This window comes from Streptomyces sp. ID05-26A (genome assembly GCF_033794685.1).
Lineage (GTDB): Bacteria > Actinomycetota > Actinomycetes > Mycobacteriales > Pseudonocardiaceae > Lentzea.
Window position 1 is genome coordinate 2,153,073 of record NZ_JARAYZ010000001.1, and the last position, 14,968, is coordinate 2,168,040.

The 14,968-nt window shown below is 67.7% G+C and carries 16 protein-coding genes; 7 read left to right on the top strand and 9 right to left on the bottom strand.

Annotated elements, in window-relative coordinates; all coding sequences use genetic code 11:
* Positions 1-201: 201 nt before the first annotated feature.
* Together PV646_RS10650 and PV646_RS10655 are read left to right on the top strand one after the other, a co-directional pair.
* Positions 202-1,434 carry an aminotransferase-like domain-containing protein gene (locus tag PV646_RS10650; protein WP_500341259.1) on the top strand — a complete coding sequence of 411 codons (1,233 nt, stop codon included), beginning with the start codon at positions 202-204 and terminating at the stop codon, positions 1,432-1,434.
* A gap of 25 nt (positions 1,435-1,459) precedes the next feature.
* Positions 1,460-2,404: a D-alanine--D-alanine ligase family protein gene (locus tag PV646_RS10655; RefSeq protein WP_500341260.1), complete on the top strand. Its 945-nt coding sequence runs from the start codon at positions 1,460-1,462 to the stop codon at positions 2,402-2,404.
* Here the strand turns inward: PV646_RS10655 and PV646_RS10660 are convergent.
* A complete protein-coding gene (locus PV646_RS10660) occupies positions 2,368-2,967 on the bottom strand; it encodes a winged helix-turn-helix domain-containing protein (RefSeq protein ID WP_500341261.1) in 600 nt (199 codons plus the stop codon). The two genes, PV646_RS10655 and PV646_RS10660, sit on opposite strands and share 37 nt — an antisense overlap.
* A gap of 165 nt (positions 2,968-3,132) precedes the next feature.
* Here PV646_RS10660 and PV646_RS10665 point away from each other — a divergent pair, with 165 nt between their 5' ends.
* Complete coding sequence (locus tag PV646_RS10665; RefSeq protein WP_500341262.1) at positions 3,133-3,471, top strand: beta/gamma crystallin domain-containing protein; 339 nt, start codon at positions 3,133-3,135, stop codon at positions 3,469-3,471.
* Between the two features lie 97 nt (positions 3,472-3,568).
* Here the strand turns inward: PV646_RS10665 and PV646_RS10670 are convergent, their stop codons facing one another.
* The 3 genes from PV646_RS10670 to rsmG are packed head-to-tail and all read right to left on the bottom strand — an operon-like array spanning position 3,569 to position 6,182.
* Positions 3,569-4,537, bottom strand: coding sequence for a ParB/RepB/Spo0J family partition protein (locus PV646_RS10670; RefSeq protein WP_500341263.1), 969 nt, complete (start codon positions 4,535-4,537; stop codon positions 3,569-3,571).
* A complete protein-coding gene (locus PV646_RS10675) occupies positions 4,534-5,508 on the bottom strand; it encodes a ParA family protein (RefSeq protein ID WP_500341264.1) in 975 nt (324 codons plus the stop codon). The genes PV646_RS10670 and PV646_RS10675 overlap by 4 nt, the downstream gene beginning before the upstream one ends.
* Positions 5,505-6,182 carry a 16S rRNA (guanine(527)-N(7))-methyltransferase RsmG gene (rsmG, locus tag PV646_RS10680; protein ID WP_500341265.1) on the bottom strand — a complete coding sequence of 226 codons (678 nt, stop codon included), beginning with the start codon at positions 6,180-6,182 and terminating at the stop codon, positions 5,505-5,507. Before rsmG ends, PV646_RS10675 begins: the two co-directional genes overlap by 4 nt.
* A gap of 175 nt (positions 6,183-6,357) precedes the next feature.
* Between rsmG and PV646_RS10685 the strand changes: the two genes are divergently transcribed.
* On the top strand, positions 6,358-6,795 hold the full coding sequence (locus tag PV646_RS10685) for a protein-tyrosine phosphatase family protein (RefSeq protein ID WP_500342357.1): 438 nt from the start codon (positions 6,358-6,360) through the stop codon (positions 6,793-6,795).
* Positions 6,796-7,715: 920 nt separating this feature from the next.
* Here PV646_RS10685 and PV646_RS10690 read toward each other — a convergent pair.
* From PV646_RS10690 to rpmH, 5 genes are read right to left on the bottom strand one after another with little or no spacing between them, the layout of a single operon-like run.
* On the bottom strand, positions 7,716-8,279 hold the full coding sequence (locus tag PV646_RS10690; RefSeq protein ID WP_500342358.1) for a Jag family protein: 564 nt from the start codon (positions 8,277-8,279) through the stop codon (positions 7,716-7,718).
* 60 nt (positions 8,280-8,339) lie between these two features.
* The gene (gene yidC, locus PV646_RS10695) at positions 8,340-9,374 is read right to left on the bottom strand and encodes a membrane protein insertase YidC (RefSeq protein WP_500341266.1); all 1,035 of its coding nucleotides are present in this window, start codon (positions 9,372-9,374) and stop codon (positions 8,340-8,342) included.
* Positions 9,375-9,379: 5 nt separating this feature from the next.
* Positions 9,380-9,637: a membrane protein insertion efficiency factor YidD gene (yidD, locus tag PV646_RS10700; protein ID WP_030480223.1), complete on the bottom strand. Its 258-nt coding sequence runs from the start codon at positions 9,635-9,637 to the stop codon at positions 9,380-9,382.
* On the bottom strand, positions 9,634-9,975 hold the full coding sequence (gene rnpA, locus PV646_RS10705) for a ribonuclease P protein component (protein WP_500341267.1): 342 nt from the start codon (positions 9,973-9,975) through the stop codon (positions 9,634-9,636). Before rnpA ends, yidD begins: the two co-directional genes overlap by 4 nt.
* A gap of 26 nt (positions 9,976-10,001) precedes the next feature.
* Positions 10,002-10,145, bottom strand: a complete 144-nt coding sequence (rpmH, locus tag PV646_RS10710) for a 50S ribosomal protein L34 (RefSeq protein ID WP_189157525.1) — start codon at positions 10,143-10,145, stop codon at positions 10,002-10,004.
* A 377-nt stretch (positions 10,146-10,522) separates the two neighbouring features.
* On the opposite strand from rpmH, the gene dnaA reads away from it, so the two are divergent.
* The 3 genes from dnaA (at position 10,523) to gnd (ending at position 14,965) form a co-directional block, all read left to right on the top strand.
* Positions 10,523-12,076: a chromosomal replication initiator protein DnaA gene (gene dnaA / locus PV646_RS10715; protein WP_500342359.1), complete on the top strand. Its 1,554-nt coding sequence runs from the start codon at positions 10,523-10,525 to the stop codon at positions 12,074-12,076.
* A gap of 806 nt (positions 12,077-12,882) precedes the next feature.
* Positions 12,883-14,007: a DNA polymerase III subunit beta gene (gene dnaN / locus PV646_RS10720; protein WP_500341268.1), complete on the top strand. Its 1,125-nt coding sequence runs from the start codon at positions 12,883-12,885 to the stop codon at positions 14,005-14,007.
* A 43-nt stretch (positions 14,008-14,050) separates the two neighbouring features.
* On the top strand, positions 14,051-14,965 hold the full coding sequence (gene gnd, locus PV646_RS10725) for a phosphogluconate dehydrogenase (NAD(+)-dependent, decarboxylating) (RefSeq protein ID WP_500341269.1): 915 nt from the start codon (positions 14,051-14,053) through the stop codon (positions 14,963-14,965).
* Positions 14,966-14,968 lie beyond the last annotated feature (3 nt).

Genomic DNA, 14,968 nt, shown 5'->3' on the forward strand with positions numbered 1-14,968 from the left:
AAAACACAAAGCGAACCCATACGAGGGTAGGCGAATGTGACGGAACCCGGAAGGCGCGTGCCCTGAACGGGACGACGGTTACACTCGCTCGGGACATTTCCCATACAGGAGTCCCACATGACGATGCCCGGGCAACCCGCTAAGCAGGGCCCCAGAAGCCTTGATCCCCACCTCCGCCGTTACGCAGCGCGCACGGCAGGGATGACGGCATCGGAGATCCGGGCACTCTTCGCGGTGGCATCCCGCCCCGAGGTCGTCTCGCTGGCCGGCGGCATGCCCCACCTCGCCGCTCTGCCGCTGGAATCGCTGTCCGCGGAGATCGGTCAGTTGGTGGCGTCCGAGGGTCTGGTGGCCCTGCAGTACGGCTCGGCGCACGGGGTCCCGTTGCTGCGCGAGCAGATCTGCGACGTCATGGCGCTGGAAGGCATCAACGGGCACCCGGACGACGTGGTGGTGACCGTGGGCTCCCAGATGGGCCTCGACATGGTCACCCGGATCTTCTGCGACCCCGGTGACGTCGTGATCGCCGAGGGCCCCTCCTACGTGGGCGCTCTCGGGTCGTTCACGGCGTACCAGGCGCAGGTCGTGCACGTCGCGATGGACGCCGACGGCCTCGTGCCGTCGTTGCTCCACGAGGCTCTGGAGGCCTGCAAGCGCGCCGGGCAGCGGGTCAAGTTCCTGTACACGATCCCGAACTTCCACAACCCGGCCGGCGTGACGCTGGCGGTGTCGCGACGGGCCGAGATCCTGGAGATCTGCCGGACCTACGGCGTGCTGGTCGTGGAGGACAACCCGTACGGGCTGCTCGGCTTCGACGGGCAGACGTACCCTGCGTTGCGGTCGATGGACCCCGACAACGTGGTGTACCTCGGGTCGTTCTCGAAGACGTTCGCGGCCGGTCTGCGGGTCGGCTGGGTGCTGGCCCCGCACGCCGTCCGCGAGAAGCTGGTGCTGGCGGCCGAGTCGGCCACGCTGTGCCCGCCCACGCTGAACCAGATGATCGTGTCCCGGTACCTGTCGACGCAGGACTGGAAGGGTCAGATCAAGACCTACCGCGAGGCGTACCGGGATCGCCGGGATGCGGCGGTGTCCGCTCTGGAGCAGCACATGCCGCAAGGTTCCACGTGGAACATTCCGGATGGCGGCTTCTACGTCTGGGTGACGGTGCCGGAGGGCATCGACACGAAGGCGATGCTGCCTCGCGCCGTGACGGCCCGGGTCGCCTACGCGTCCGGCACCGGCTTCTACGCGGACGGCTTCGGCTCCCGCCAGTTGCGGATCTCGTACTGCTACCCGACGCCGGAACGCATCCGGGAGGGCGTCCGTCGGCTGGCGAACGTCATCGAGGAAGAGATGCAGCTGGCCGCGACCTTCGGGGCGACGCCGGGCCGTCAGCTGTCCGGTCCGCAGACCCCGTCGCCCGACACCGCCTGATCTTCTCGATCTTTGGAGTTTTGCTGTGGCTGACCGCATGGTCGCTGTGCTGTCCGGTGGGCTCTCCCACGAACGTGAAGTCTCGATTCGCTCGGGCCGCCGGCTGTCGGCCGCCCTGCGGTCGGTGGGCCTGACGGTGGAGGAGTGGGACGCCGACGCCTCGTTGCTGACGCGTCTCGCCTCGAACCGTCCGGACGCGGTCGTCGTCGCCCTGCACGGCGGCGAGGGCGAGAACGGGTCGGTGCAGGCGATCCTCGAGATGTTCGGCGTGCCGTACGTGGGCACGGACTCGCGGGCGTGCCGGCGAGCGTGGGACAAGCCGACCGCCAAGGCCGAGCTCGCCCGTGCCGGACTGGCGACGCCGGAGTGGGTCGTGCTGCCGCACGCGACGTTCCGGGAGTTGGGTGCCAAGCCCGTGCTCGACGCGATGGTGTCGACGCTCGGTCTGCCGTTGATGCTGAAGCCGGACCAGGGTGGGTCGGCGCTGGGCGCTCAGGTCGTGCGTGACGCGGCCGAGCTGCCGCCCGCGATGGTCGGGTGCCTGGCGTACGGGGACACCGTGCTGGCCGAGCAGTTCATCTCCGGCGTGGAGGTGGCGGTCTCGGTCGTCGACGGTCCGGACGGTCCGTACGCGCTGCCGGCGGTCGAGATCGTTCCGGAGACCGGCGTGTACGACTACACCGCCCGGTACACCGCGGGCCTGACGGACTTCCACGCGCCTGCTCGGCTGGACGCTTCCTCCGCCAAGGCGGTGGGGGAGTTGGCGGTCGCGGCACACCGGTTGCTCGGGCTGCGGGACGTGTCGCGGACCGACGCCATCGTCGCCGAGGACGGCACCGTCTACTTCCTGGAAGTGAACGTGTCGCCGGGACTGACCGAGACGTCGCTCCTGCCGATGGCCGTCGAGGCGGCGGGGCAGTCGCTGGGCGAGATCTACGCCGGTCTGGTCGAACGCGCCGTCGTCCGCTGAGTTCCGAGCAGGGCACGCCCGAGTGGCGTGATCGTGTGCCGCACGGTGTTCCGGATGCGGAGGCTGATCACCAGACCGGCGTTGCGCAGCAGGCTGGTGTGCTCGCTGGCCGAGGACGGGGAGATCGCGAGTTGCCTGGCTATCTCCCCACTCGTCCGGCTGCCGCCTGAGGCGATGTAACCGAGTGTCTCCGCCCTGGTGCGGCCGATGAGGCGCACGACCGTGTTGGGCATGACTCCTCGCGGCAGGAGCGCCTCGCGGGTGACCGGGTAGGTGAGGACGCCGTCAGCGAACGTGACGTTGCCCGGCTCGCTGGTCGGCCGGAGGATCAGGCCTTCGCCGGTCAGGTGAACGGTCGCGTCCGGGCCACCTTGGACCTGCAGGACCGGACACTCCCAGCGGACCATCGGATGCAGCCCCGTGAGCAGTGCGTCGATGCCGCCTTCGAGGAACGCTCTGGCTCTGGCTTCGCGCTCCACCACGACGGATTCCGGCTGGCTGCCGTCAGCCTTGATCATGCGAATGGACGTCAGATCGTGCGGCGTCAGGTGCACGCGAAGCATCGTTGAGTCCCCCCAGACCCGAGTTCCGCTCGAACCTATCAGGAATCCCAATGCCACGTTGAGTGTTTCGGCTGTGACCGAAAGTGGGTGCGAACTCATCGGATGATCGGCACTGTGGTGCCCGTGGCACCGATCGGTGCCGCAGCCTGGGGGAAGGAACCACTCATGCGTTTGGGCAAGTCTCTCGCTGCCGTCGGCCTCGCGGCCGCTGCCACGCTCGGCCTCGCCGCGCCGGCGTCCGCCATCACGCCCACCACCTGTTGGCCGGACAACGGCCAGCTGCGGATCACGTGGATCTCCATCTTCGAGAAGGAGTACCGCTGCTTCGCCAACGCCGGCTCGACCAACACGAACCTGACCTCGTCCAGCTACATCCGGTCGGGCAACAACCAGGGCAACGTCGAGTTCATCGACACCGACGGCACCCCGCGCTTCACGCCGTTCTTCCGGTGGGAGGAGAAGTCCCTCGCCAACGTCAAGATCACCAAGGTGACCATCTACTGATCCACAACTGATCAACAAATAGGTGACGCCCCGTATCCAATTGGATGCGGGGCGTCATCGTCACCGTGACATAAGGCCCTGGTGTGATCCTATGGGCCTACTCCGATGTCCGAATTGTCGTTTCTGGGCTCATCATGCCGATGATCCTTTGAAGATCATCAACTGACCCGAATTCGACGACGATCCGGCCTTTTCGCTGCCCGAGCTCGACCTTCACGCGGGTGTCGAAGTTGTCCGAGAGACGCTCGGCGAGCTCCTGAAGACCGGGCGCGTGCAGCTGCTTGCGCGGGGCGGCCTTCTCCTTTTTCGGCTTCTCGTTCTTGGCGATCGTGACCGCCTCTTCGGTCGCGCGGACCGACATGCCCTCGGCGACGATCCGTGCCGCGAGGTCCTCCTGCGTTCCCGGGTCGTCCAGACCGAGGAGCGCCCGCGCGTGGCCGGCGCTCAGCACGCCCGCCGCGACCCGTCGCTGGACGGGGAGGGGGAGCTTCAGCAGCCGGATGGTGTTCGTGACGACGGGGCGGCTACGGCCGATGCGGTCCGCGAGTTCCTCGTGCGTGACGCCGAACTCCTCCAGCAGCTGCTGGTACGCCGCCGCCTCTTCGAGCGGGTTGAGCTGGACGCGGTGGATGTTCTCCAGCAGAGCGTCGCGCAGCATGGCGTCGTCGGCCGTCTGCCGCACGATGGCCGGGATCGTCTTGAGCCCGGCCTGCTTCGTGGCCCGCCAGCGGCGCTCACCCATGACGAGTTCGAACGTGTCCGCGGTCAGTTCACGGACGACGATCGGCTGCATGAGCCCGAACTCCTTGATGGAGTACGAGAGCTCATCGATCGCGTCGTCGTCGAACACCTGACGCGGCTGCTTGGTGTTCGTCCTGATCGCGGTGACCGCGATCTCGCGGTACACCGCACCCGCGACCTCACCGGCGGCCTGCGCGGTCTGGGTTCTGGTGGAGCCGTTGCCGGTCATGGCGGGCCGGATGGTGCCCGGCGCACCGGCCGGCGGCCCCTGGGGGATGAGTGCGGCCAGGCCGCGCCCGAGTCCACCCTTGCGCTGCTCCGTCATGCGCCCTCCTTCTTGGCCCCGCGGATCGCGATCTCCTTGGCGGCGTCGAGATAGCTCATCGACCCGCGCGAGCCCGGGTCGTAGGTCAACACCGTCTGACCGAATCCTGGCGCCTCGGAGACCTTCACGCTGCGCGGAATCACCGTCTTGAGGGCGACGTCGCCGAAGTGACCGCGCACCTCACTGGTCACCTGGTCCGCGAGCTTCGTGCGGCCGTCGTACATCGTGAGGAGGATCGTGGAGATGTTGAGCTCCGGGTTGAGGTGCTGCTGCACCAGTTCGATGTTGCGGATCAGCTGGCTCAGCCCCTCCAGCGCGTAGTACTCGCACTGGATCGGGATCAGCACTTCCTGCGCCGCGACCATCGCGTTGACGGTCAGCAGGCCGAGACTCGGCGGGCAGTCGATGAAGACGTAGTCGGGCTGCAACTGGTCGAGCGCCTCGGGGGAGAGCGCCTCCTTGAGCCGCGCCTCGCGCGCCACCATCGAGACGAGCTCGATCTCGGCGCCGGCCAGGTCGATCGTCGCGGGCACGCAGAAGAGGTTCGGCGACGTCGGGCTGACCTGAGCAGCCTCGGCGATGGAGATCTCGCCGAGCAGCACCTCGTAGACGGACGGCGTGCCGCTGCGGTGCTCAACGGAGAGCGCCGTGCTGGCGTTGCCCTGCGGGTCGAGGTCGATCACGAGCGTCTTGAGCCCGTGGATCGCGAGCGCGGCAGCGAGGTTCACCGTGCTCGTCGTCTTGCCGACGCCACCCTTCTGGTTGGCGACGGTGATCACCCGGCGATGGGTCGGGCGGGGGAGCAGTGACTCGTCGGGGTGCAGCACGCTTGCCGCACGAGCCGCCTCTTCTGCAATCGGGGTCCACACCACGGCGCTGTCATCTCCGTTGTTGGTCGGCTTGGCTTTGGGTTTGGAGGGTTTCGTTTCACGTGGAACATCGGCGGCCTGGAACTCCGGATACACGCTCACCGAACCCTCCGCTGTTGGCGCTCCACGATGAGCACCGTCGTCGGCACCTCAAGTACGTCCGCTCCCACGACGACCACGTGCGGGTTGGCGCCCCCAGCTTTGAGCACCGCCGCACCGTCGCGTTCCAACTCCTCCTGCGCGCGCTCGCCCTTGAGCGCCACCATCCGCCCGCCGCCCTTGAGCAGAGGCAGGCACCACTTCGTCAGCTTCTCCAGCGGAGCCACCGCCCGCGCCGTGGCGGAGTCGCAGTTCAACAGCTGCTTCCGAATCGGCCCCTCCTCCGCACGTCCGCGGAGGACCGTCACGTTGTCGAGGCTCAGCCGTTCCTTGACCTCTTCCAGCCACGCGATGCGGCGCGCCATCGGCTCCAGCAACGTGATCCTCAGGTCGGGCCGCGCGATGGCGAGCGGCACCCCCGGTAGCCCGGCGCCCGAGCCCACGTCGACGACTCGTTCGTTGGGCTGGAACAGCTCCTCGATCACCGCCGAGTTGAGCACGTGCCGATCCCAGATCTTTTCGACCTCGCGAGGACCAATCAGTCCGCGCTCCACGCCGTGCTCCTCCAGGAGCCTGACGAACTCAGCGGCACGATCGACGTGCTCGCCAAAGACGAGCTTCGCGTTGTCGGGCAACTCCCCGGCCATGTTCTCCATCCGCGTTTCACGTGAAACCACGCGGCGGCGGTGTCCCAGCGGCCGGTGGAAAAGCTGGCGAATGCCAGGGCACCATCATGACGGATCGACAGTGGGTGGCGCCAAATCCTGAGCGCCGTTTCACGTGAAACTTGGGGGAAAGTTGCAATCGACGTTGTGGACGGTCACTCGGGACGGTCGCGGACTCGTGTCGACGATGGGTCATCCGGGCGGCGGGTGGTTGTTGGAGCGGAAGGCTCGCGGGCTGCGGTTGGTCGGGGTCGACGTGCTGGTGTCACTACAGACCGATGAGGAGAGGGTGGAGTGCGATCTGCAGGACGAGGAGCGGGTCGTGACGGCGGCTGGGATTCGGTACTTCTGCTTGCCGGTGGCGGATGGGTCGGTGCCGGCGGTCGACGAAGCTGTCGACTTGGTTCGGCCGCTGCATGAGCTTTATGTGGGTGGGGCTCATGTGGTGTTCCACTGTTGGGCTGGGATTGGGCGGTCTTCGTTGATGGCTGGGTTGTTGTTGGGGATGGATGGGGTGGCGCCTGGGGAGGCTTGGGGGTTGATCTCTGGGGTTCGGGGGAGGTCGGTGCCGGAGACTGTTGAGCAGGGGGAGTGGTTGGAGGCTTGGTGGGGTGGGCGGGGGTAGGTGTTTCACGTGGAACCTGGGGGCGGCCTTGCTTCTGGGGTCGGTTTGCGTTGGGCCGTTGCGTTCCAGCGGGGTGGGTGGGTTGCCTTGCGGATGGTCACCTTGGTCGAGTGGTTGCGCAGGTCCAGACGAGCCGGTGCCGGTCATCGCCGCTGCGCGACGATAGCGATTGGGGCTTGACCTCGAGCCTCTAGCTGGATGCCAGATCGGACTTAAAAGATGGGTCCAGGAGCCCATCCGATCCCTTCAACGATTGCATCCAGCCCCTCAAGGTCAAGCCCCAATCGCCGAGCTGGTCACGTCACCACCGCTACCCGGCGCACCTAGGTAGGTACGCCTCGGCTTCGCCCTTGCCGTTGGCGGCGGGGTGGCTTGCCTTCGGCATTGCCCTGGTGTGTGTGGAGGGACGGCTCGGCTTCGCCATTGCGGTGTCGGTGTCGTGGTTGGCGTCGTGAGCTGTGTTCACCTTCGCCCCCGCCTGCCCCGGATTCGTCCTCTGACCTTCGCTCCGCCTCTGTCGTCCGGCGCCGCTGTTCCGCTTCGCTCCGCGCGCTCGCCCTACGACTTGGGCCTTCGTTCCCGTCCCGTTCCCCTGAACTCCGCTGGCCGTCTCCGCCCCGCCTCCGTTCTCACTCGCCTCCGCTCCGCCCCGCCTCCGTTCTCACTCGCCTCCGCTCCGCCCCGTCTCCGTTCCCATCCCGCCCCGTCTCTACTCCCGTCCCCGCCGCCACTCCGCCTCGTCTCCGCTCCCGTCCCGTCTCCCCACTTCCATCCCGCCCCTGCCTCCATCCCGAGCCCACTCCGCCTCCCATCCCGAGCCTCTCGGGCTGCACGTCCTGCCCGGTTTGGCTCTGCCTGGCCCGAGACAACAAACGGCCCCTGGTTCCGGGGAACCAGGGGCCGTGAGAAAGCTGGAGCTGTCAGGGCTTGGGGAAGATGATGACCCGGCGCTGCGGCTCTTCGCCTTCGCTCTCGCTGTGCACGCCCGCGACCGAGGCGACGGCGTCGTGGACGACCTTGCGCTCGAACGGGGTCATGGGGTGCAGGCGGGCGCGCTCGCCTGAGGCGGCCACCTTTTCTGCGGTGGTGCGGCCCATCTCCGCCAGTTCTGCTCGGCGGCCTGCTCGCCACTGGGCGATGTCGAGCATGAGGCGGGAGCGGACTCCTGTTTCCTGCTGGACTGCCAGGCGGGTGAGTTCCTGGAGTGACTCGAGGACGTTGCCTCGGGGGCCCACCAGCTTCGCGAGGTCTTCGCCGCCGTCGATGCTGACGATGGCTCGGCCGCTTTCGACGTCCAGGTCGATGTCGCCGTCGTAGTCGAGCAGGTCCAGCAGGCGCTCGAGGTAGTCGCCCGCGATGTCGCCTTCCTGGACGAGAAGGTCTTCGGTCTTGCTCTGCGACTGCGGCTCGGCCGTGGCTTCGCTCTCGGCCGAGGCTTCGGTCTGGGCTTCGGTCTGGGCCTCGGCCTCCGACGACGCCTCCACGTCGTCGGTCGCCTGCAAGGTCTCCGACACGATGTCTCCTCTCCGGGGCAACGCCCGAAATCAGCGGCGCTTCTTGCTGCCCGGCTTCTTGCTGGTGGATCGGCCTGGGGTCAGGCCGGGGATCTCGGTGTTGGAGTTGCCGTTGGTGGCAGCTTCCGTGGAAGGCGCCTTCGGCGCGCCGCTCGGGCCCGCGGTCGGCATGCGCTTGGCGCCGTTGGCCGGCTTGGCTCCCGGTGCGGGCTTCTTCGGGTTGACCGGCTTCGCGCCCGGCTTCGGAGCGAGGGCCTGACGGGTCTCGACGACCGTGGCCTTCTTCTCCTCTTCCTCGGCGTCGATGCGCTTGTAGACGAAGTGCTGCTGGCCGAGGGTCCACGCGTTGTTGGACAGCCAGTACAGCAGGATCGCGACGGGGAAGAAGAAGCCACCGGCGAGGACACCCAGGGGGAAGATCCAGAGCGTCAGCTTGTTCATGATGGCCGTCTGCGGGTTGTCCAGCGCCGCGGCGTTCTGGCGGGCAACCGAGTGGCGGGCCGTGAAGTGGGTCGCGATGGACGCGATGATCATCAGCGGCACCGACAGCAGGATGACGTTGAGGCGCTCCGTGCCGTACGTCGCGAGCTGGTCGGACGGCATCGTGATGAACGTCGAGAGGTTCGTGCCGAACAGCTTGGCGTTGACGAACGAGTCGACGCCCTGCTTGTCGAAGAAGTAGACCTCGCCCCAGCCGGGCTTGAACGAACGCAGCACGTGGAACAGACCGATGAACACCGGGATCTGCACCAGCATCGGCAGGCAGCCGCCGAGCGGGTTGACCCCGTGCTCGGACTGCAGCTTCTGCATCTCCTGCGCCTGGCGCTGGCGGTCGTTCGGGTACTTCTTCTTCAGCTTCTGCATCTCCGGCGCGAACTCCTGCATCTTTCGCATGGAGCGCACCTGGCCGACGAACGGCTTGAAGAGGATGGCGCGGAGCGTGAAGACCAGGAAGATGACGGCCAGCGCCCAGGCGAAGCCGCTCGACTCACCGAAGACCTTGCCGAACACCCAGTGCCAACACCACAAGATGAAGGACACCGGGTAGTAGATGAAGTTGAGCACGGGAGCTACTCCTCGGTGGATACGTCGGGGACCTGCCGCCTCGGCGGAACGGGGTCCAGGCCTCCAGGGTGCCAGGGTCCGCAGCGCAGCAACCGGCGGATGGTCAGCCAGGTTCCTCGAAGTGCGCCGTGGACTGTCAGGGCTTCCACCGCGTACGCACTGCAACTCGGGTAGAAGCGGCAGGTCGGCGGCAGCAGCGGCGAGATGAACTTCCGGTAGAAGTGCACCGGCAGCAGCGCGACCTTCGCGGGCAACGTGGTCATCGCAGCACCTTGCGCAGGGCAGAAGAGAAATCGGCGGCGAGCTCGGAACTCGACGCCTCGGCTGCTGGAGCCAACGCCCTGACCACGACGAGAGTTCCCGGTGGCAGATCTGCCACCACGGAACGCACCACGTGACGCAGGCGTCGATAGACACGGTGGCGGACCACCGAGTTGCCCACTGCCTTGCTCACGACGAAGCCCACCTTGGACGAATCCAAGGTGGGCACGTCAGGCTTCAAGACGTGGACGACCAACCGGGGTCGTCCGGCGCGGCGGCCTCGGCGGACCACCAGGCCGAAGTCCTGGCTGCGGGTGAGCCGGGCGGCCGGTGGTAGCACGACGACGCTGCGCTTACCAGCCGCTGTCAGGCGGACAGCGTGTCACGGCCCTTGCTGCGGCGCGCAGCCAGAATGGCGCGGCCGGCGCGGGTCCGCATGCGCAGCCGGAAGCCGTGCGTCTTCGCGCGGCGGCGGTTGTTGGGCTGGAAGGTGCGCTTACCCTTGCTCACGGTCGGTCTCCCGGTGCTTCACTGCTGACAAAGCCTTGTGGTTGTCCCCGACGGCAGTGGACGTAGGCGCGCAAAAGGCGCCCGTCGCAAGCGGGAGACTCGTACGAGGGTACGCATGCCCGGGTGCGGCAACCAAATCGGGGTGGGCCACGCCACGTCTTGTGAGGCGTGCCGGGCCTTGTTACCGTTCGTCCTTCGCGCGTGCCGGGGTCGGCGTGGGAGCCGCCACCGACCGGCAACACAACACACCTTTTAGTGCACAGTTGTGGATAACTCTGTGGATACCTCTATTCTCCGTGTCCACACGTGGAGTCTTGGGCTCCGGCGGAGGGGAGGGGAGCGCGGAGGTGTCGAACCAGCAGGTCGATCTTGGTCTCGTGTGGGCCGAGGTGGTGCAGGAACTGGCGACCAGCCACCTGTCCCCTCAGCAGCGCGCGTGGATGAGGGTCACCCGTCCGATCGGTTTGCTGGATGGAACGGCACTGCTCGCTGCTCCCAGTGACTTCGCGAAGGAAGCGATCGAACGCGCACTGCGCGACCCGATCACCGCCGCTCTCTCCCGCAGGCTGGGCCGTTCGGTCTCCCTCGCGGTGAAGGTCGACTCTCCGGAACCGCCGAGTCCCGTCGTGAGCCCGCCGACCACGCCGATCCCGGTCCACGCGATCCAGCCGGTCGCCCCGGTCCAGATCCCGGCGATTCCCGGCGTTCCGGCCGGCGACACGCCCGGCCCCGTGATCACGGACGACCCGGAGGAAGAAGTCGACGAAGCCGGTGACGCGCTCGCCGCCGTCTCCGAGATCTGGCCGACCTTCAACACGGCCAACACCGCGGGCGGGGGGACGCCGAACGCGAACCTGCCGTACACGCGGCCCGCGAACCCGTCGCCGTCGCAGACCCGGCTGAACGAGAAGTACAACTTCGACACGTTCGTCATCGGCGCCTCGAACCGGTTCGCGCACGCCGCGGCCGTCGCGGTGGCCGAGGCTCCCGCCAGGGCGTACAACCCGCTCTTCATCTGGGGTGAGAGCGGCCTCGGCAAGACGCACCTGCTGCACGCCGTCGGGCACTACGCCCAGCGCCTGTTCCCCGGCATGCGCGTGCGGTACGTGTCGACCGAGGAGTTCACCAACGACTTCATCAACTCGCTGCGCGACGACCGCAAGGTCGCCTTCCAGCGCCGCTACCGGGACATCGACGTTCTCCTCGTCGACGACATCCAGTTCCTGGAGGGCAAGGAAGGTACGCAGGAGGAGTTCTTCCACACGTTCAACACGCTCCACAACACGAACAAGCAGATCGTGGTGTCGAGCGACCGGCCGCCGAAGCGGCTGGAGACGCTGGAAGACCGTCTGCGCACGCGGTTCGAGTGGGGCCTGATCACGGACATCCAGCCCCCCGAGCTGGAGACCCGCATCGCGATCCTCCGCAAGAAGGCGGCCCAGGACCGGCTCGCGGCCCCGGCCGACGTGCTGGAGTTCATCGCCTCCCGCATAGAACGCAACATCCGCGAGCTCGAAGGCGCGCTCATCCGCGTCACGGCGTTCGCGTCGCTCAACCGCCAGCCGGTCGACATCCAGCTCGCCGAGATCGTGCTGCGCGACCTCATCCCGGACTCGCACGCGCCGGAGATCACCGCACCGATGATCATGGCGGTCACCGCGGAGTTCTTCGGGGTCTCGATCGACGACCTGTGCGGCCCCGGCAAGACGAAGGCGCTCGCCCAGGCCCGGCAGATCTCCATGTACCTGTGCCGCGAACTGACGGACCTGTCGCTGCCGAAGATCGGCCAGACGTTCGGCGGCCGCGACCACACGACGGTCATGCACGCGGACAAGAAGATCCGCAAGGAGATGGCCGAACGCCGGCGCATCTACGACCAGGTGCAGGAGCTGACGTCGCGCATCAAGCAGCGCGCCCGCCACCTTCCCTGATCCACCCGGGTAGCAACGAAGGGGTCCTCCATCGCGGAGGGCCCCTTTTTCGTTCGCACCTGGGGACGGCGGGCGGGGGCGGGCGGACCTCCGGACGCGACCGAGCGAGCCGGCGGCGAGCACCCGGGGACGGATCCGCGGTCCGGTACCGAACACCCGGGGACGCGACCACGACCCGGCGGCCAACACCCGGGGACGACTTGGGCCAAGCGATGGGACTGCATCAGTCCGTGCGGCTCCAACCACCACCACGCGCCGCACACGTACCCGGGTAAACGAGGCTCGATCCGGCGCGCGGCGAGGCTTTCTGTTCGCGCCCGACACTCGAAGGGGTGGGGACAACTGGAAAAGTCTGTGGCCCAGGCCACGATCTGGCCACGGAAGCCTGTTGAACACCCGGGTACAACTGGCCCGCACCCGGGGACGCACCCGGGGACAACTGTGGACGATCTGTGGACCGAGACCTGTGCACAACTGGCTGTCCCCGGGTGCGCCGATCTGTCCCCGGGTGCCATCCCCCGGTAGTCCACATGCTGGGTGTCACCTTGACCTGCAGGTTTAACGGCTGTCCCCACAATCCACAACCCTTACTGTTACTGCTGTTTGATCTCTTCTGGAAGAACTCAAAAGCAAAACAGCGGTGGATGGTTCCCGGGGATCGGTGCCCGAACCCCGAAGTGACGGGAAGGGCCAGGACGCTCTAACGTGGTTGCTCCGCACCTCGGGACAAGCCGAGGGTCGAGGCTCCCGAACCCCACTGGCTCGTTGTCGTGGTGGCTTGTCGACTGTCGAGGAAAGGACGCCTCATGAAGATCCGCGTCGAACGCGACGGCCTGGCCGACGCTGTCGCCTGGGTCGCTCGCAGCCTTCCGTCCCGTCCACCGGTTCCGGTGCTGGGCGGCGTGCTGCTCGACGCGGAGTCGGAGGACTCGCTGACGGTCTCCGGGTTCGACTACGAGGTCTCCGCTCAGGTCGGTGTCCCCGCGACGATCGCCGACGGTGGCCGAGCTCTGGTCTCCGGGCGTCTTCTCGCCGACATCACCAAGGCGCTGCCGAACCACCCCGTCGAGATCGCGGTCGACGGCGCTCGCATGATGATCAGCTGTGGCAGCGCCAGGTTCAGCCTCCCGACGATGCCGGTCGAGGACTACCCGGCGCTCCCGTCGATGCCCCAGCTGATCGGTGAGCTCCCCGGCGAGGTCTTCGGCGAAGCGGTCAGCCAGGTCGCCGTCGCGGCCGGCAAGGACGACACGCTCCCGATGCTGACCGGCGTCCGCGTCGAGATCGGCGACGGCAAGCTCGTCCTCGTCGCCACCGACCGGTTCCGCCTCGCGATGCGCGAGTTCCCGTGGGAGCCCGACGCGTCCCTCGGCGAGGTCGCCGTCCTCGTCCCGGCCCGCACCCTCGGCGACGCGGCCAAGACGCTCGGCTCGTCCGGCGGCAAGGTCGAGATGTCGCTCGCGGCCAACGACGGACTGCTCGGTCTGTCCGGCTCCGGCAAGCGGACCACCACCCGGCTGCTCGACGCGGACTTCCCGAAGTACCGCCAGTTGCTGCCCTCCGAGCACAGCGCCGCGGCGATCATCGACATCGACGCGCTGCAGCAGGCGATCAAGCGCGTGTCGCTCGTCGCCGAGCGCGGCACCCAGGTGCGCCTCGAGTTCGTCGACGGTGGCCTGCGTCTCTCGGCCGGTGGCGACGACGAGGGTTCGGCCGAGGAAGAGCTCCCGGTCGAGTACACCGGCGACGCGGTCACCATCGCGTTCAACCCGGGCTACCTGCTCGACGGCCTCGGAGCCGTCCGCACGCAGAAAGTCCACTTGTCCTTCACCACACCGAGCCGACCGGCATTGCTGAAGCCGGTGGACGAGGATGGGAACGTGGCGCCGGGCTACCTGTACCTGCTCATGCCCGTTCGCCTTCCCGGCTGAGAAAACCCTTACCGGGTACCAGAAGAACGTAGGGGAGAACACCGTGCAGCTCGGACTCGTCGGCCTCGGCAAGATGGGTTTCAACATGCGCGAGCGGCTGCGCCGGGCCGGTCACGAGGTGATCGGCTACGACCGCAACCCCGAGGTCACCGACTCGGAGTCGTTGGCGGACATGGTGTCCAAGCTCGAAGCTCCGCGCGTGGTGTGGGTCATGGTGCCCGCGGGCGACATCACCCGTGACACGGTGAAGGAGCTGTCCGAGCTGCTGGCGTCCGGCGACCTCGTCGTCGACGGTGGCAACTCCAAGTTCACCGACGACCGGGTCCACGCGGACCTGTTGGCGGAGAAGGGGATCGGCTACGTCGACGCCGGCGTGTCCGGTGGCGTGTGGGGTCTCGACAACGGCTACGCGCTGATGGTCGGTGGCGACGCCGCCCACGTCGAACAGGCGATGCCGATCTTCGACGCGCTGCGTCCGGAGGGTCCGCGCGAGGAAGGTTTCGCGCACGCGGGCAAGGTCGGCGCCGGCCACTACTCGAAGATGGTCCACAACGGCATCGAGTACGGCCTGATGCAGGCGTACGCCGAGGGCTTCGAACTCCTCGACAAGACCGACGTCGTGGACAACGTGCCCGCGGTCATCTCCGCCTGGCAGCGCGGGACCGTCGTCCGGTCGTGGCTGCTCGACCTGCTGGTCCGCGCGCTGGAGTCCGACCCGGAGCTCGACGACCTGCGCGGGTACGTCGAGGACTCGGGCGAGGGCCGGTGGACCGTCGAGGAGGGCATCAACAACGCGGTGCCGCTCCCGGTGATCTCCGCCGCGCTCTTCGCGCGGTTCCAGTCGCGGCAGGAGGACTCGCCCGCGATGCGTGCCGTCGCCGCGCTGCGCAACCAGTTCGGTGGCCACTCGGTGCACCTCGCCGGACCGTCGTCCGGCGGCGGCAGCACCCAGGGCTAGCGA